Source organism: Glycomyces harbinensis (genome assembly GCF_900101745.1).
In the GTDB taxonomy this organism is placed as follows: Bacteria; Actinomycetota; Actinomycetes; order Mycobacteriales; family Micromonosporaceae; genus Glycomyces; species Glycomyces harbinensis.
The window spans coordinates 60868-77882 of sequence record NZ_FNAD01000003.1 but is presented as its reverse complement, the minus strand read 5'-3'; the positions used below and the strand labels follow the sequence as shown (position 1 = coordinate 77882).

Genomic DNA, 17015 nt, shown 5'->3' with positions numbered 1-17015 from the left:
TCGTGTCAGGACCGGTGCGCGGCGGGGAAGAGTCGTTCGACGGCGGTGACGACGGCGGCTCGGCGGTCGCGGAGGAAGTGCTCGCGCTCGGCGGGATCGGCCGGGGCGAGATCGAGATAGCCCGCCCATGAAGCGGCGATCTGGTTGAGCAGGACCAGGATGTCGATCGGATCCCAGGACCGGTCGAGGAGGCCGTCCTTCTGCGCCTGGCGGAGGCGTTCGAGCTTGCCGGCCATGGTCGCGCGGACCGGGTCGTCGGCGTCGGTCCGCTCGGGGTCGAGTTCGAGACGGCCCCACTGCATGACCCGGAACCGCTCGGGGTGCGCGGCGTAGTAGTCGTGGAGGCGACCCGCGTACTCGGGCAGGTCGGCCGGGTCCATGCCGGTCGCCTCCACGATCGCGGTCAGCTCCTCGGCCGAGACCAGCCGATACAGGGCCTCCTTGCTCGCGAAGTAGGCGTAGACGCGCTCCTTGCTGGTCTTCGCCGCTTTCGCGATGCGGTCGATGCGGGCACCGGCGATCCCGTAGCGCGCGAACTCGGCGCGTGCGGCGGCCAGAATGCGGTCGCGGGTGGCTTCAGGACTGGAGGCGGGCGGCATCGGTCCAGCTTACCCGCCCGAACCGAACGGTTTGACGATCGAGTTTCCTCGGAGTACCGTTCAAACCGAACCGTTTGGTTTGATGAAGGGAACTGTCATGCAGCACCGCGCACTCGGCACCCAGGGACTCAACGTCTCCGCGATCGGCTACGGGACCATGGGCCTGACCATGGCCTACGGCCCCGGCGACGAGACCGAAGGCCGCGCCACCATCCGCCGCGCCCACGAGCTGGGCGTGGACTTCTTCGACACCGCCGAGCTCTACGGCTGGGGCACCGGCTCCAACGAGATCCTGCTCGGCGAGGCGGTCAAGGACTTCCGCGACGAGATCACCATCGCGACCAAGTTCGGCTTCGACCTCACCGACGTCCAGAACGGCTTCGGGCTCGACAGCCGCCCCGAGAACATCCGCAAGGTCGCCGACAACAGCCTCCGCTACCTCGGCGTCGACCACCTCGACGTGTTCTACCAGCACCGCGTCGACCCCGACGTCCCGATCGAGGACGTCGCCGGCACCGTGAAGGAGCTCATCGACGCCGGGAAGGTCAAGTACTTCGGGCTCAGCGAGGCCGGCCCGGAGACCATCCGCAAGGCGCACGCCGTCCAGCCCGTCTCGGTCCTCCAGACCGAGTACTCCCTGTTCGAACGCGACGTCGAGCAGCTCTTCCCGCTCCTGGAGGAACTCGGCATCGGCTTCGTCGCCTACTCCCCTCTCGGCCGCGGCTTCATCACCGACACCGCCAAGCCCGCCGACCAGTACGACGAGACCGACCTGCGCCGGGTCGACCCCCGCTGGCAGCCGGGCAACTTCGAGAAGAACCTCGCCGCCGTCGACCGCCTCACCGAGCTCGCCGCGTCAAAGGGCGTCACCGTCCCGCAGCTGGCCCTGGTCTGGGTCCTGCGCCAGAAGGACTACGTCGTCCCCATCCCCGGCTCGCGCAGCCGGACCCGCGTCGAGGAGAACATCGCCGCGGCCGACGTCGCGCTCACCGCGGCCGATCTGGCCGCGGTCAAGGAGATCCTGCCGACCGGCGGGTTCGGCGCCCGCTACACCCAAGTGCCCGAATGGGTCTGACCTGCGATGACCGAACCGCGGGGTGACCGGCCGCCGCCGGTCACCCCGCCGCATCGCCCGGCGCCTCTTTGACAGCGAACGGGAACGGTGGGCCAGGTCGTCAGAGCCCAAGCCGCACTTGGTGTCCGGCGCGAGGGGGTGAATCCCGGTAACGTCACGGCCACTCCCCTGCGGGTCCTACCCGCGCCTCCGATCCGATGTTCGCCGTTCGCGGCGGGAAGGCAGGCCACATGCACGACAACGACATCGAGCTGCCGCCAGGCACCGACACCAGCGTCCCGGCCACCGCTCGCGTGTACGACGCGCTGCTGGGCGGCTCCACCAACCTCGCGGTCGACCGCGAGGCCGCCGACGTGTTCGCGCAGCACATCCCGCAGGCGCGCGAGTGCGCGAGGATCAACCGCTCCGCGCTCATCCGCGGCGTCGAATACCTGGTGCGCAGCGCCGGGATCGACCAGATCATCGACATCGGGTGCGGCCTGCCGACCGCGCAGAACACGCACCAGGTCGCCGCGGGCATCAACCCGGAGGCGAGGGTCGTCTACGTCGACCACGACCCGGTGGTGATCGCCCATGCGAACACGCTGCTGGCCGACAGCCACAGCGCCATCGTGATCGAGGCCGACCTGCTCGATCCCGACGACATCCTGTCCCGCACCGAACTGCGGGGATTCCTGGACTTCCAGCGGCCGATCGCGCTGCTGATCGTCGGGATGATCATGCAGATCAGCGACGAGCAGCGCCCGAACGACATCATCGCGGCGCTCATGGCCGCCCTGCCTTCGGGCAGCCACCTGCTGCTGACCTCGTGGCCCGACACCGGCGAGCCGGAGCAGGCGGCGCTGTCGGCCGCGTGCATCGAGACGCTCGGCAACGGCTGGATGCGACCGATCTCGGTGCTGGAGAGCCACTTCCTGGGCATGGAGATGGTCCCGCCGGGACTGGAGTACATCCCGCGGTGGTTCCCCGAGGACCCGGACCGGCCCGTGGCGGAGGTGGCGGACCTCCAGCCGTACGAACGGACCCAGATGGCCGGGATCGCCAGAAAGGCATAGCGGGATGCGGGGCCCGCGCCTTTCGGCGCGGGCCCATGCATTTCGTCGTCTCAGGAGATTTTCACCTGATCGGGTGAGCCGACTTCGTGAAGGCCGCGGCCCGAGCACGGCAAAGGCGCGCAAGATGCCTTGCGCGCCTCTCCGTCGGTCGAGGGTCAGGCCTTGTAGGCGAGACCGCCCATCATGATCTTGTGCCAGGGCTCGATGTCCTGGGGGTCGGGGACCTCTCGGTCGGGCTCGCCGGGGAACCAGCGCGGGATGAAGTCGATCTTGTCGTCCACCAGGGGCAGGCCGAGGAAGTGGTCCTTGATCCGCTCCGGGGTGCGGATCCACCCGTTGCCCAGGCTCTCCAGACCGGCCTGCTCGATGGCCTTCTGGAGCGGTTCGCCGGTGTCGACGAAGTCGGTGACGAGCAGGTACGAGCCGGGCGGGCAGGCGTCCATGAGGACGCGGACCCACCCGTCAGAGCCTTCTCCCTCGTGGAAGTGCATGTGCAGACCCACGACCATCAGCCCGATGGGGCGGGTGAAGTCGAGCATCTCCTGGACCTCGTGGTGGTCCAGGATGCTCTGGGGGTCGCGCAGGTCGGCGGTCACGATGGTCGTGGTCTTGTTGGTGGCCAGCAGGGCCCGGCCGTGCGCGAGCACGATCGGGTCGTTGTCCACGTAGACCACGGTGGCGTCGGGCTTGATCCTCTGGGCGATCTGGTGCGTGTTCTCCATCGTGGGCAGGCCCGCCCCGATGTCGAGGAACTGGTCGATGCCGTGGCGCGCCATGTACTCCACGCCCTTTTTGAGCCCGAGGCGGTTGTCGAGGGCGACGTCCTTGGCGTTGGGCACGTGCTTCATGTACGCGTCCCGGCCTTCGCGGTCGGGGGCGAAGTTGTCCTTCCCACCGAGGATCGCGTCGTAGACGCGGGCGATGGTGGGCCTGGAGATGTCGAAGTTCGGTACGGATTCCGCGTTGTCGTGGATCTCAGCCATCGACCCCTGCCTCTTCTTCGAAGGAACGATCCGCACATCGTACGACCGCGATCACACTGCCACACTGCGGGATCAACCCGCCTGTGCACAGAGAACACATGCGTTCCCGAATGAAACACGAAGCGCCGGAGCCACCTTCGTCGACTCCTGCCACGGTGAAGCGCAGCGGTCAGGGCGCCCAGAACTTCGCGGCGATGCCGGCGAGCCGGTCGCGCTGGTACCGGTCGAGCGCCTGGTCGTACTCGTAGCTGAGGTACAGGCCGGGAGCATCGGTGTGGACGCGGAAGGCGTTGCCGAACCAGCGGGCGGGAACGCCCTCCTCGAGCTCCCAGATCTGCACGAACCGCTCGCCGAGGGTGAGCGTCATCCTGAGTTCGAACTCGAGGAACTCGATGTCCGAGACTCGGACCAGGCCGCCGGAAGTGGAGTCGGGGTACCCCTCGGGCAGGGCGTCGGGACTCATACCGGGCGGGCCTTTCCGTACATGGATGACAAGTCGACTCTCATCATCGCAGACGCCGAAAGCACGCAGAACGGCGAAAGGCCCCGAGGCTGCCGCCTCGGGGCCCGGTCCGATTCGCAGGACGGCCTAGACGAGGCGACCCTCGTAGTACACGTGCCAGACGGTGCCCATGGCGTTGCCCTGCACGCACCAGGCGTCGGTGATGCTGGGGAAGCCTCGAAGCCACTGGGCCACCTCCACGCACCTGGTGGAGGACCTCCAGGTGCCGTAGAGCTTGCCCCGGGCCACCGTGTAGTCGCCGGAGGCGGTCGCAGTCGTCTCGGTCTGGGCGACGGCCGGGGCCGCCGATGCGGTGCCGGCGACGGTGAGCCCGGTAAGGCTCGCCGCCATCGCGAGCCCGGCGAGCGTCACCGAAGCCCTTCGCACGTTCCTCTTGAGGACACTGTTCATGGACATCGCGTTCCTTCCGCTGCAATCCTTGAGCCAACTGCTGATGCAGGAGGGGGCTGTGCTCGAAGCTCGGCCGACCGCCTGGTGCGGGTCGGCCAGGACGGGCCGCCACTGCGATCAGTCTGGTGGCGGGAGCAGGCCCGAACAAGGCGGAACACCGGCGGAACAGCGGCAGGAACTCCTGATCGGACCGCCGACCGGCTCAGTCGTCCGCCGCGGGCTCCTCGTCCCAGGCCCGGCGCGATGCCTCGATCGCCTCCTGGTGGTCGCGCGACCAGTCCGCGATGTCGGCGACCAGGCCCGCCAGGCTCGCGCCCATCGGGCTCAGCCGGTACTCGACCTGCGGCGGGTTCGTGGGGAACACGGTCCGCTCCAACATGCCGTCGCGGCCGAGGCGGCGGGTCGTGAGCGTCAGCATCCGCTGCGAGATACCGGGGATCGCGCGCTGCAACTGCCGGAACCGGCGCGGTCCCTTCGCCAGCTCCACGACCACCAGCACCGACCACTTGTCGCCGATGCGGTCGAGGACCTCGCGGATGCCGCAATGGTCTTCCCCACACGGCCCGGGCGGCTCGGGCGGCAGGGCCTGGAGGGTTACGGCGGTGTGCCCTGGGGACATGCGAGTGCCTCCTTACGTTCGGCCCGAACGCTACCCATCATCGGAGGCGGCGCCAAACGGCGCCTTCGAACATCAGGAGCATCCAATGATCATGGTCACCGGCGCCTCGGGCGCACTCGGTTCGCTCATCGCCGCGAAGCTCGCGGCCTCGGGCCGCGAGGTCGTGGCGGGGACGCGGCGGCCGACCGGCTCGGCCCGCCGCGTCGACTTCGACGCGCCCGACAGCCTCGCCGAGGCGTTCGGCGGGGTGGACGTGCTGGTCGCCGTCTCGGCCGGGTTCGCGGAGGACGACGTCGTCATCGCCCGCCACCGGGCCGTGGTCGAGGCGGCCGCGAACGCCGGTGTGCGGCAGGTCGTCTACACGAGCCTGACCGGCGCGGGCGAGCACATGAGCATCGCACCGGCGCACCGGGCGACCGAGCGGCTGCTGGCCGCAGCGCCGTTCGCGGTCACGGTGCTGCGCAACGGCCTCTACGCCGAACTGCTGTCCCAGGCCGCCGAGCAGGCCGTCGCGACCGGGGTGCTGACGCTGCCGCTCGGAGGCGGGAAGGTCGCGGCGGCGGCCCGCGAGGACCTGGCCGAGGCCGCGGCCCGCGTCGCGGTCGAAGCCGACGCGCAGGTCGACAACGCACACCGGGGCCGCGTCTACGAACTGGTCGGCAGCGAAGCGCTCGGCGGCGAGGACCTGGCGTCCGCGTTGAGCGCCGAGCACGGCAAGGAGATCGCCTACGCGCCCTTGTCGCTCGGCGATTTCCGCGCGGCGCTGACCGCCGCGGGGCTGCCGCCGTTCCAGGTGGCGCACACGGTGTCGGTGTTCGCGAACGTCAACGCGGGCTTCATGGGCGGGACCGAGTCGGACCTGCCCGGCCTGCTCGCCGGTGCGCCGCGCCGCGCGATCGACGTGCTGTAGCGGCGCGCGCGCCGCCGTTCAGTCGGCGCTGTCCTCGTCGCCGGCCGGGACCTGGCGTCGGCCGCCCCGGTTCACGTAGCGGCGCCGGTCCTCCTGGTCCATCTCGTAGCGGGCGTACCAGGGCGCCCAGCCGCCCTGATCGAACCACTGGCGGCCCGAGCGCGAGGCGAGGCCGCCGATGACGCACAGCGCCATGACGACCCAGACCGGCGCGACCACGAACGCCGTGATGTCGCCGTAGGTCCGCGAGACGCCGAGGATGCCGATCGCAGCGTTCCCGATCGCGAAGAGCACCGCGAACCCCCGGGCCCAAGTGCGGCCGCGCCCGAGCTGGAAGACCATGGCGGCGTAGGGGGCCGTCAAGACGGCGATGAGCGGTAGGACGATCGCGATCGGGAAGGTCGTGCCGACCGGAAGGGCCTTCTCCAGTTGCGAGACGCCCGGTATATCGGCCGAATGGGATTCGACCCAGCCGAGCAGGCGCGGACCGAGGCCGAGGCTGACGCTGATGAGCATGAAGTACTGGAACACCAGCATGACCTGGGCGAGGTCGACCGAATGCGGCTTGTCGTACAACGGTTCAGGTTCGTAAAGGGGGGGCCTGTTCATGGGGCACTCCAAGGAACGAGGTGCCCTCAGTTTACGGCTTATCCGCTGTTTGCGCTGGTCTCATTAGGGTCGGGGCGCACGCGGGCCCAGCGCCAGACCGGCGGCGACACCAGGAGGCCGATGCAGGCGAGGTCCAGGACGCCCGCGAGCTTCTCCAGGGGCGGGGCCGAGAGCCACGAGTCGAACTCGGCGAGGAGGACCATCACCGGGACCACGGTGGTGACCAGCGCGAGGAACCAGGCCCAGGCCTGGCGGTGCCAGATCGCGAAGGCGTACAAGAGAAGCAGCGTGGTGACGACGACGGCGAACGTCAGGAACGCGGGGCTGTGGTACCCCATCCGCTCGCAGTCCACGTCGTGCGGCCCGCAGGCGTAGTACTCGGGGATCAGCACGGCCATGTAGTCGATCCAGCTCAGGATCAGCAGCAGCATGAGCGCACGCACGGCCGGCGGCCGTCTCACGATGGGCGCACTCATGCCGCGATTATCCGTGCTCGGGCGCGGCCCTGCAACGGAGTCCTAGGACCAATGACGTTCAGTTGGGGCGGGTGCGGGGTTGTCGCCTTGACTCGGGGCGGTGAGGTGAGCGGTGTTGTCGGCGGCCTGCGGTCTCGGGGGCCGGCGCAACAGTCAAGGGCGGCGGCGACGAAGAGGCGAGGGATGGCACGGGGTCGGTGGCGGCATTGAGCGCCGAGGCGGTGCGGGCTCGGGCGGGCGGCGACGAACCGGCGGTGTTGGTGTCGGGTGGTGTTGCGGCGCTTGGGTTCTGGACGCCGAATGTGAGTGTTCTGTGCCCGTGTGGGTGTTGCGGGGGGTGCCTGTGTGGGAGAGAATTGGGGTACGCACAAGGGTATGGGATTCGTACAGGCGGCGGCCGGTGTATGCAGACTACGCCAAGCCTCTGGCCGAGAGTCGTTCCTCTGTAGGGAGCCCCGACGCCACTGCTCCGAGTATTTCGGGGTTGGTGTGTGGTCGCTCTGGGAGTGCTATCGAGACCTCGCAGCAGTACGGTGCAGAGCGCCGGATCGGGTGGGGGGCTCTGGGGGCCGGGATCACCTCGAACGCCTTCAGACTAGTGCTTGCAACGAGGCACACACCGCAGGCAAAGGTCAGCCGAAGCGCCACCTGCGACGATCACGACCAGTCGGCATCTGCGCCCGATCCACGCGCACCCCGACAGTCCCGACCAACACCCAGCAAGCACTACCAGCACTCCGGTGCAGCACCCGCACGTCTCAAGGGGCGGGCACCTTGCGCCGCCACCCACGCTATCGGCGCGAACCCACCTGGACCGACACCCCGCGCCTCGTGCACTGGTACCCGCCAAGGCTGGCAGCACCAGAGCAGGAACGGCAACCCAGAACAGGAGCAGGAGCAGGGCGGGGACCGGAACCGAGCCTGGGGCCGGGGCGGTGCTCAACGCAGCACGATCACGACAGGAGCAGAAAGGAGGAGACCCCGACATGACCACCACGAGCACGCCCACCAACACCACCACGGTGCACCCCGCGGGAACGACCATGCAGCGCACGCAGACGCACCGCTGCGCCTCCACCGACCAGACCCCCGCACCGCATGCCCGACCCGCCTCCCGTCTTGTAATCGCCGTCGGCCCGAACCCCGACCGACACGGCGCCCAAGGCCGCCACCGACCCCGCCCCAGCCTCGCCTCTTCATCGCTGCCGCCCGAACCTCACCCGAAGCGGTGCTCGGGGTCGCCAACGCACGCCAGACCCGCCGCGCATCCCTTCGTCGCCGCCCGCTCGAACCTCGCCCGAAGCGCTGCCCAACGTCACCCACACAACCCCGGACACCCTCGACGCCCTTACTCCAATGGCGCCCAAACTGAACGCCATTGGCCCTAGGACTTGACTCCTCCCCGCGTTCCGGGAGACTGGAACTTCGAGGAGGTCGCCATGGGTTTCACGGGTTACCGGGTCGCCGTCACCGGAGCCGGACGCGGGCTGGGGCGGGCGCTGGCGATCTCGCTCGGGCGCGAGGGCGCCGAAGTGTTTCTGTCCGCCCGCAGCTTCGGGGCGGCCGAGACGGTCGCCCAGGAGGTCCGCCACGCGGGCGGCCGAGCGCACGCCTTCGAATGCGACCTTGCCGACACCGAGTCGGTGCGGGAGTTCGCCGAAGCGGTCGGCGAGGTGAGCGACAGCGTGGATGTGCTCGTCAACAACGGCGCCCCCTACCTGGACTCCGGCGGTTTCCTCGAGGCCTCGGACGAGGACATCGCCGCGACCGTCGCCGCGGGGGCGACCGGGACCGTGCTCGTCACCAAGGCCCTGCTGCCCCTGCTGACGCGAAGCGCTCGACCGGACATCGTGACCCTGATCTCGGGTTGCGGCGAGTACGGGAACCACCGGTCGACCGCCCACGAGGCGTTCTACGCGGCCAAGTCCGCGCAGGCCGGGTTCACCGAGGTGCTCTCGAAGCGCCTTCGGCCCCAAGGAGTCCGGGTCATCTCGCTGTACCCGCCGGACTTCGACGACGTCGATCCGCTGACGGCCGAATGGGAGAGGCCGCGCGAAGCCGCCGACGCGCTGTCGGCGCGGTCGGTGGTCGACTGCGTCCGCTTCGCGATAGCCCAGCCGCGCGACTGCTTCATCAAGTCCTTCTATTTCGAGCAGGCTTAGCCGTTCGTCCAAGCGGTGCAGTCGGTCAGAGCCCGGCTTCGATGAGTTCGACGGCTTCCTTGGCGTCGAGGAGGGTGGCGCGCGTGATCTGGCGGTAGAGCTTGATCGCTTCAATCTTCCTGCCGTGCCGGATGAGGCTGCGGATCTCCACCATGCGGTCGTGCTCGGGAGGCACGTCGTCGTTGATCTCCAAGTGCTGCATGATCAGGTCGAGTTTGCGTTCGATCCGGGCGAGGCTCTGGAAGGTGATCTCGAATGGGTCGCGCACGGGGGCTCCTTGAAGGTGATCGGTGCCGACCATGTTAGGTCGCGGCCACCCGACGGGCCCGCTGGTCGCCCGCCTCGGTGAGGTCGGGCGGCTTCGCGTCCACGACGCCGGGCCCTACTCCACCTCGGGCACCACGTCGTTGACGAGGTCGGCGCACCACTGGAGCAGCGCGAGGCCCTCAATCGGCTTGCCGCCGATCTTGGAGGTCGTCGGGCGCGGGACGCTGATGAGGCCCGCGGCCTCCTTGTAGTGGGCGTCCGGGTAGTGGCGGCCCAGGCGCAGCTGCCGCGAATCCGGCAGTTCCACTGTGGAGAACCGGAGGTTCTTGCCCTGCAAGGCAACGTCCGTCAGCCCGTGGCGCCGGGCCATGAGCCGGAAGCGCGCCAGGTGGAAGAGCGTCTGGACCTGGTCCGGCGCGGGGCCGTACCGGTCCTCCATCTCCTCGCGGACCTCCTCCAGCTGCTCCTCGCTGTGGACCTCGGAGATCTTGCGGTACATCTCCAACCGCAGCCGCTCCACCTCCACGTAGTCGAACGGGATGTTCGCGTCCAGCGGCAGCTCGACCTTCACCGGCGCCGGCGGTTCCTCTTCCCCGCCCTTGAACGAGGCCACGGCCTCGCCGACCATGCGCAGGTACAGGTCGAAGCCCACGTCCGCGATGTGCCCCGACTGCTCGGCGCCCAGCAGGTTGCCCGCGCCGCGGATCTCCAGGTCCTTCATCGCCACGTACATGCCCGCGCCCAGCTCGGAGTGCTGCGCGATCGTCGCCAGGCGCTCGTGCGCGGTCTCCGACAGCGGCTGCTCGGGCGGGTACAGGAAGTACGCGTACGCCCGGTCGCGGCTGCGGCCGACGCGGCCGCGGATCTGGTGCAGCTGCGAGAGGCCGAGGAGGTCGGCGCGCTCGACGATGAGCGTGTTGGCGTTGGGGATGTCGATGCCGGACTCGATGATCGTGGTCGAGACGAGCACGTCGTACTCGCCCTCCCAGAAGCCCTGCATGATCTGCTCGAGCTGGCCCTCGCCCATCTTGCCGTGGGCGACCGCCACACGCGCCTCGGGCACGAGTTCGCGGATGCGCGTCGCCGCCCGGTCGATCGACTCGACCCGGTTGTGCAGGTAGAAGACCTGGCCGTCGCGCAGCAGTTCGCGGCGGATCGCCGCGGCGACCTGCTTGGCCTCCCAGGCGCCGACGTACGTCAGGACCGGGTGGCGCTCTTCGGGAGGCGTGGCGATCGTGGACATCTCGCGGATGCCCGTCACGGCCATCTCCAAGGTCCTGGGGATCGGCGTCGCGGACATGGTGAGCACGTCGACGGCGGTGCGCAGCGCCTTCAGTTTCTCCTTGTGCTCCACGCCGAACCGCTGCTCCTCGTCCACGATGATGAGCCCGAGGTCCTTGAACCTGGTCTCGGCCTGGAGGAGCCGGTGCGTGCCCACGAGGATGTCGACCTCGCCGGCGGCGATGCCGCGCTGGATGTCGGCGGCCTCGCGCGAGGACTGGAAGCGCGAGAGCTGCTTCACCGTCACCGGGAACTGGCCCATGCGCTCGACGAACGTGCCGTAGTGCTGGCTCGCGAGCAGCGTGGTCGGGACGAGGACGGCGACCTGCTTGCCGTCCTGGACGGCCTTGAAGGCCGCGCGGACGGCGACCTCGGTCTTGCCGTAGCCGACGTCGCCCATGACGAGGCGGTCCATCGGGACGCGGGCCTCCATGTCGGCCTTCGTGTCGATGATCGCCGACATCTGGTCGGGCGTCTCGATGTAGGGGAACGCGTCCTCGAGTTCGCGCTGCCACGGCGTGTCGGGGGCGAACGCGTGCCCTTCGGCCGCTTGGCGGGCCGCGTAGAGCTGGATCAGCTCGGCCGCGATCTCGCGCACGGCCTTGCGGGCGCGGCGCTTGGTCTTCTGCCAGTCGGTGCCGCCGAGCTTGTGGACCGTGGGCTGCTCGCCGCCGACGTAGCGGGTGAGCTGGTCGAGCGCGTCCGTCGGGACGAAGAGGCGGTCGCCGGGCTGGCCGCGCTTGGAAGCGGCGTACTCGATCACGAGGTATTCGCGGTCGGCCCCGCCGATGGTGCGGCGCACCAGCTCGACGTACTTGCCGACGCCGTGCGCGTCGTGCACGACGTAGTCGCCCGCGGAGAGCTCGAGCGGGTTGACCACGCCTCTTCGCTTGGTGGCCTTGCCGGTGCGGTGCTTCTGGGCCGCGAGGGCCTTGCCGCCGGCGATGTCGGCGGCGGTGACCGTGACGATGCCCGAAGCCGCGTCGGCGAAGCCGAGGGCGAGGGTGCCGGTGCAGGCCACGACCTCGCCGGGGCGGAACGCCTCGGGCGCGTCCTCCAGGTGCGCGCCGATCCCCTCGGCCCGCAGTTGCTCGGCGGCGCGCTCGGCGCCGCCGAGGGCCGGGTAGACGACGGCGACGGCGCGGCCCTCGCGCGTCCAGGCCTGCATGTCGGCCACGAGCTGCTCGGTGTTGCCGTGGTAGCGAGGCGAATCGACGATGCCGAGGTCGACGGTGACCGCGTCGTCGTCCACGCCGCCGAACGTCAGGGGCTCGCCGGTGATCGCGGCGAGCTCGGCCGCCAGAGCGTCCTCGTCGGGCGCGACGGCGAACGGCGAGATCGTCCACCAGCGCTGTCCGGCCGCCAGCGCGGTCGTGCGGGCCTCGGCGAGGTCGTGGAAGGTGCCCGCGCCGAGGTCGACGGGTGCCGCGCCGCCTGCCGCGGCGGCGGCCCAGGACGCTTCGAGGAACTCGTTCGAGGTGGCGACGAGGTCGATGGCGCGGGTGCGGATGCGCTCGGGCTCGATCGCGACGACGAGGGCGTCCCGGGGCAGGACCTCCTGGAACAGCTCCAACCGGTCGTGTCCGGCGAGGGCCGGGAGCAGGGACTCCATGCCGTCGACGGGGATGCCCTGGGAGAGCTTGGCGCACATGTCGGCCAGGCCCGGGTAGGCCTCGCCGAGTTCGGCGGCCCGCTCCCGGACCTCGTCGGTGAGGAGGAGTTCGCGGCAGGCGACGGCGCGCAGTTCCTCGGCGGCTTCGAGCGAGCGCTGGTCGGCGACGGAGAACTCGCGGATCGAGTCGACCTCGTCGCCGAAGAACTCCAGGCGCAGCGGGTACTGGGCGGTGGGCGGGAAGACGTCGAGGATGCCGCCGCGGACGGCGAACTCGCCGCGCTTCTCGACGAGGTCGACGCGTTCGTACGCGAGGTCGACGAGGTGGGTCGCGAGGTCGGTGAGGTCGGTCTCGTCGCCGCGGCGCAGGTGCACCGGCTCGAGCGAGCCGAGGCCCTTGAGCTGGGGTTGGAGCGCGCCGCGGACGGGTGTGACGATGACGCGCGGGACGTCGCCGGCGTGGATGCGGTGCAGCAGGTCGAGGCGCGCGCCGACGGTGTCGGAGCGGGGAGAGAGGCGCTCGTGCGGCAGGGTCTCCCAGGCCGGGTAGAGCGCGATCTCGTCCTCGGCGATGTAGGACGCGAGGGACTCGGCGAGTTCCTCGGCCTCCCGGGAGGTCGCGGTGATCGCCAGGACGGGGCCGGCCGCGTGGCGCGCGGCCTGGGCGAGGGCCAGCGGCCTGGCCCCGGGCACGGCGACGACGTCGACGGCGCGGTCGGAAGAGGCCGCCAGCTCCGCCAGGCGGGCCAGCTTGGGCGCCTTGGCGGCGGCCGTGAGCAGGCTCTCGAGCTTCGGTGCGGTGGCGTTGCGGTGGCTGCCTTCGGACATTCGCGGGCTCCCTGCGCGGTGATTCGGTCACGTGACGGGGCGCCGCCCGATCGGCGGTGCGCGAACACGACGATTGGCCGGAAACGAGCCCTTGGGCCCGTTCCGGCAACCGGTCGAGTCTACCTCGCGCCGACCGGACCGCTTGACGGCTCGGAGTGCTCCCCGAGCCGCGGCGGCGCCGCGCGGGGGCCTACTCCGAGGCGCCCTGTCCGCTGCCGCCGAAGAGCAGGTCCTGCACTTCGGGGAGGTTGTAGAACATGCCGATGACCACCAGGACGGTGAGGGCCGGCAGCAGGACCTTGTACTCCGCCTTGCCTCCGGCGCGCAGGGCGATCCTGTCGGGCAGGCCGATCTCGACCCAGCGCCGCTTGAGGAACGGGAAGGGGAAGAACATCGGGCAGCCCATCTTCGTGATGATGTCGCCGAGGATGTGGATGAAGCAGCCGATGCCCATGGCCAGGCCGAGGAGCCAGTAGGAGCGGTTCTCGTCGAGCAGGTGGTACATGCCGTAGGCGACGGCGAGGGAGATGCCTGTGGTGACGACCCACCCGTACTTCTCCACGATCGAGTTCATCAGGCCCCGCACCGCGAGTCCCGTGAGGACGAACAGGATCGCGATGACGGCGAACTTGCCGCCCCAGGCCGCCAGGAATCCGGTGCCCACGCCGACGATCGCGGCGTGGAGGATGGTGTGGGTGAACAGCCGGTGGCCGTTCTGGCGCTTCGGATCCTTCTTCCCCTTGGTGAGCAGGTAGAACCAGAAGCAGAGGCGCTCGACGCACTCGGCGACGAACAGGGACACGACGCCGAAGGAGCGGGCCACAGTGGACCCGCCCTTGTTCTCGGTGACGCGCCCGGCGCAGTCGATGTCGGGATAGAGGGCGGCTCCGGAGGCGGCGATGGTGCCGACGGCGAGCTCGCTCGCGGACTGGTCGATGCCGAAGACGGCAGAGGCGATGGCAGAGCCTGCGAGCCACAGGGCGGCACCGGACATGGCGTGGGTCGGGCCCATGACCATAGGGGGGACTCCTTCTAGAGCGATTCTGGGCGGGCACGGAGAATGGTGAGACTATCCCACACCGACACCACCACTGCGGTCCCAGGAGAGACAAAACTCCAGCCTCGCAACATCATTCGCGTATCGGTCCGATCACGACCCCAGTGCCTCCGCACCACTCGCGCTATCGTCGAAGGGTGTTCGACTCCGCCCAGGTGGGCGCCTACCTCAAGCGCGTCGGGATCACCGCCCCGAGGCGGCCCACGCTGCACGCCCTGCGGCGGATCCACCGCGCGCACGTCGACGCGATGCCCTACGAGAACCTCGACATCCAACTCGGACGGCCCATCGGGCTGAGCGCGGACGCCCTGTACGCCAAGCTCGTCGAAGGCGGCCGGGGCGGCTACTGCTACGAGCACAACGGGACCCTCGCGCACGCGCTGGAGGGCCTGGGCTTCGACGTGCGCCGCGTCCTCGGCGGCGTCGCCGTCGAGACCGAGGGCGAGGGCAACTGGTGGAACCACATGCCGCTGGTGGTGCGCTTCCCCAACGGGGACGAGTACCTCGCCGACGCCGGGATCGGCACGGGCTTTCGCGACCCGCTCCCGATCCGCAACGGCTCGTACCGGGTGGGCGCGTTCAACTTCGGGATCTGGAACCTCGCGGGCGAGAAGTGGCGCTGCTCGATCGACCCGCGCGTGTCCAATCTGACCTTCGACTTCACCCTGACCGCGCGGCGGCCCGAGGAGTTCCAGGAGCGGTGCGACGAGCTGTCGACCTCCCCGGACTCGCCGTTCGTGAAGACCCTGACGGTGCAGAGCCCCCGCGAGAACGACATGTGGGTGCTGCGCGCGCGGACGTTGTCGGTCTTCGACCCGCGAGTGCCCGACGGGAAGACGGTCCGCATCCTCGACGACGCCGACGCCTTCGCCGAACTGCTACGGGGCCACTTCCGCCTCACACTCACCGGCGACGAACTGGACGCCCTGTGGGCCAAGGCGGTCGAGCAGCACGAACGCAAACTCGCCGAGGACGCCAAGGCCAACGCGCACTGAGCGACCGCACCGGGCGCGGGCGCCTGCGTGCGGCCACCGCTTAAACTCGGGCCACCCGCCCGCAACCGCACTCCCCCGGGCGACGACCGACTCGGAGGCACCGTGCAGCCCGTACCGAACAGCGGACCCGGACACCTCGACCCGTACGCGGCGTTCCAGGGCCCTCCCCCGCGACCGCCGCGACCGACCGCGGTGACCCTCGCCGTCATCGCCCAGATCCTGGCGGCGGTCTCGATCGTGATCGGGGCGGTCGTCGGGTACGTCTACGGCGCGGAGGTCGAGACCGCCTACGAGCGCGAGCTGGCCGAGCAGACGGGCGGCGCCGAGGTCGCCCCGGGCAGCACCGGGTTCGACTTCTGGGATTTCGACGGCGTCGGGGACCTCATGATGGTGTTCGTCCTCGTCGGCTTCCTGGTCGTGCTGACGGCGCTCAACGGCGCGGGCAACCGGGCCGGCCGCGTCCTCACCTGGATCCTGCAACCCCTGGTGTTCGTCTTCGGCGCCTTCATCTTCACGCGCCTGATGCAGGGATACGACCTCGGCGGGCGGGTCGCGGAACTCGACGCCAGGGCCCTGGCCGCCGCCGCGTTCGCCGCCGCGCCCCCGTGGAGCATCGCCGTCGGCTGGGCGACCGCCGCGAGCACGATCGGGTCCCTGGCGATCATCCTGCTCTTGGCCGCGCCGTCGGCGAACGCCTTCTTCCGAAAGCCCCGGCCCCCTTACGGCTACTGAGCCGCATCGCCCCCGGTGCGCTGGCAGGTCGCCTCGTATAGCGCCACGGAACCGGCGTTGGCCGCGTTCAGGGACGAGGCGGCCTTGGGCGACATGGGAATCCGCGCGGTCGCGTCGACCAGCTCGAACCAGGCGTTGGACATGCCGGTGGTCTCGTTGCCGACCACGATGAGCGCCGGGCCCCCGAGGTCGTGGTCGGACAGCGGGAGTTCACCGCGCTCGTCGGTGCCCACGATGATCGGCTGCTCCGGCCGGCTCCGGGCCCATTCGGCGACCTCCTGCGCGGAGGCGGCGTTGACGACCGGGACCGCGAAGAGGCTCCCCGTCGAGGCCCGGACCGCCTTGGGGTCGTAGGGGTCGGCGGCGTTGCGCCCGGTGACGACCACCGCGTCGGCGCCGAACGCGTCGGCCGAGCGGATCAGGGTCCCGAGGTTCCCGGGGCTGGTCGGGCGGTCGACCACCAGGCCCAGCCAGGAGGGCCCGGTCTCCAGGTCGGCCAGGCGCGGCTGCCGCATGGCGACCTGGGCGAGCAGTTCGGGCGGGTTGTCCTCCTCCTTCTCGCCGAGTTCGGCGAGAAGGGCCCCGGAGACGGCGGCCTGCTCGATGTGGGGCCGCTCGAGGAGCCCGCGGGCCCAGTCGGACAGGCGCGCGCGGTCGGCGTCGTACAGGAGCGCCTCGATCGTCCAGCCGTGCTCGACGGCGAGCGAGATCGGCCGGACCCCCTGGACGAGGAACGAGCCGGCCCGGTGGCGCTTGTTGCGGTTGCGCAGCAGGGTCTCCCACTGCTGGAACCTGGCGTTGCGGACGCTGACTTGCAGGGTTCTGGACATGGTCTGGGCACT

The 17015-nt window shown here is 70.1% G+C and carries 17 protein-coding genes; 6 read left to right on the top strand and 11 right to left on the bottom strand.

Features of this window, described 5'->3' with window-relative positions; translation table 11 throughout:
• Positions 1-5: 5 nt before the first annotated feature.
• Positions 6-599 carry a TetR family transcriptional regulator gene (locus BLQ63_RS06440; RefSeq protein WP_091030506.1) on the bottom strand — a complete coding sequence of 198 codons (594 nt, stop codon included), beginning with the start codon at positions 597-599 and terminating at the stop codon, positions 6-8.
• Positions 600-696: 97 nt separating this feature from the next.
• Here BLQ63_RS06440 and BLQ63_RS06435 point away from each other — a divergent pair, with 97 nt between their 5' ends.
• Both BLQ63_RS06435 and BLQ63_RS06430 read left to right on the top strand, forming a co-directional pair.
• On the top strand, positions 697-1674 hold the full coding sequence (locus BLQ63_RS06435) for an aldo/keto reductase (RefSeq protein WP_091030503.1): 978 nt from the start codon (positions 697-699) through the stop codon (positions 1672-1674).
• 230 nt (positions 1675-1904) lie between these two features.
• Positions 1905-2729, top strand: coding sequence for an SAM-dependent methyltransferase (locus BLQ63_RS06430; protein WP_091031501.1), 825 nt, complete (start codon positions 1905-1907; stop codon positions 2727-2729).
• A 155-nt stretch (positions 2730-2884) separates the two neighbouring features.
• On the opposite strand, the gene BLQ63_RS06425 is transcribed toward BLQ63_RS06430, so the two are convergent.
• The 4 genes from BLQ63_RS06425 to BLQ63_RS06410 form a co-directional block, all read right to left on the bottom strand.
• Positions 2885-3712 carry an SAM-dependent methyltransferase gene (locus tag BLQ63_RS06425; protein ID WP_091030499.1) on the bottom strand — a complete coding sequence of 276 codons (828 nt, stop codon included), beginning with the start codon at positions 3710-3712 and terminating at the stop codon, positions 2885-2887.
• A 169-nt stretch (positions 3713-3881) separates the two neighbouring features.
• Positions 3882-4175 (bottom strand): hypothetical protein, encoded by a 294-nt coding sequence (locus BLQ63_RS06420; protein WP_091030496.1) that lies wholly within the window; start codon positions 4173-4175, stop codon positions 3882-3884.
• Positions 4176-4301: 126 nt separating this feature from the next.
• Positions 4302-4631 carry a hypothetical protein gene (locus BLQ63_RS06415; protein ID WP_091030493.1) on the bottom strand — a complete coding sequence of 110 codons (330 nt, stop codon included), beginning with the start codon at positions 4629-4631 and terminating at the stop codon, positions 4302-4304.
• A 196-nt stretch (positions 4632-4827) separates the two neighbouring features.
• Entirely contained in the window at positions 4828-5244 is a 417-nt protein-coding gene (locus BLQ63_RS06410) for a winged helix-turn-helix transcriptional regulator (protein WP_091030488.1), read from the bottom strand.
• 85 nt (positions 5245-5329) lie between these two features.
• Here BLQ63_RS06410 and BLQ63_RS06405 point away from each other — a divergent pair, with 85 nt between their 5' ends.
• The gene (locus BLQ63_RS06405) at positions 5330-6154 is read left to right on the top strand and encodes an NmrA family NAD(P)-binding protein (RefSeq protein WP_091030485.1); all 825 of its coding nucleotides are present in this window, start codon (positions 5330-5332) and stop codon (positions 6152-6154) included.
• An 18-nt stretch (positions 6155-6172) separates the two neighbouring features.
• Here BLQ63_RS06405 and BLQ63_RS06400 read toward each other — a convergent pair whose 3' ends face one another.
• Complete coding sequence (locus BLQ63_RS06400; RefSeq protein ID WP_091030482.1) at positions 6173-6730, bottom strand: hypothetical protein; 558 nt, start codon at positions 6728-6730, stop codon at positions 6173-6175.
• Positions 6731-6801: 71 nt separating this feature from the next.
• Positions 6802-7239, bottom strand: a complete 438-nt coding sequence (locus tag BLQ63_RS06395; RefSeq protein WP_143014787.1) for a hypothetical protein — start codon at positions 7237-7239, stop codon at positions 6802-6804.
• A gap of 1439 nt (positions 7240-8678) precedes the next feature.
• Here BLQ63_RS06395 and BLQ63_RS06390 point away from each other — a divergent pair.
• On the top strand, positions 8679-9401 hold the full coding sequence (locus tag BLQ63_RS06390; RefSeq protein WP_091030476.1) for an SDR family oxidoreductase: 723 nt from the start codon (positions 8679-8681) through the stop codon (positions 9399-9401).
• A 25-nt stretch (positions 9402-9426) separates the two neighbouring features.
• On the opposite strand, the gene BLQ63_RS06385 is transcribed toward BLQ63_RS06390, so the two are convergent.
• The 3 genes from BLQ63_RS06385 to BLQ63_RS06375 form a co-directional block, all read right to left on the bottom strand.
• Positions 9427-9669 carry a hypothetical protein gene (locus BLQ63_RS06385; RefSeq protein WP_091030472.1) on the bottom strand — a complete coding sequence of 81 codons (243 nt, stop codon included), beginning with the start codon at positions 9667-9669 and terminating at the stop codon, positions 9427-9429.
• A gap of 114 nt (positions 9670-9783) precedes the next feature.
• Entirely contained in the window at positions 9784-13389 is a 3606-nt protein-coding gene (gene mfd / locus BLQ63_RS06380) for a transcription-repair coupling factor (RefSeq protein ID WP_091030469.1), read from the bottom strand.
• A gap of 190 nt (positions 13390-13579) precedes the next feature.
• Entirely contained in the window at positions 13580-14407 is an 828-nt protein-coding gene (locus BLQ63_RS06375) for a metal-dependent hydrolase (RefSeq protein ID WP_218125099.1), read from the bottom strand.
• A gap of 176 nt (positions 14408-14583) precedes the next feature.
• On the opposite strand from BLQ63_RS06375, the gene BLQ63_RS06370 reads away from it, so the two are divergent.
• The gene (locus BLQ63_RS06370; RefSeq protein WP_091030466.1) at positions 14584-15441 is read left to right on the top strand and encodes an arylamine N-acetyltransferase family protein; all 858 of its coding nucleotides are present in this window, start codon (positions 14584-14586) and stop codon (positions 15439-15441) included.
• 102 nt (positions 15442-15543) lie between these two features.
• Positions 15544-16173 (top strand): hypothetical protein, encoded by a 630-nt coding sequence (locus BLQ63_RS06365; protein ID WP_143014786.1) that lies wholly within the window; start codon positions 15544-15546, stop codon positions 16171-16173.
• On the opposite strand, the gene BLQ63_RS06360 is transcribed toward BLQ63_RS06365, so the two are convergent.
• Positions 16167-17003: a TrmH family RNA methyltransferase gene (locus BLQ63_RS06360; RefSeq protein WP_091030457.1), complete on the bottom strand. Its 837-nt coding sequence runs from the start codon at positions 17001-17003 to the stop codon at positions 16167-16169. The two genes, BLQ63_RS06365 and BLQ63_RS06360, sit on opposite strands and share 7 nt — an antisense overlap.
• Positions 17004-17015 lie beyond the last annotated feature (12 nt).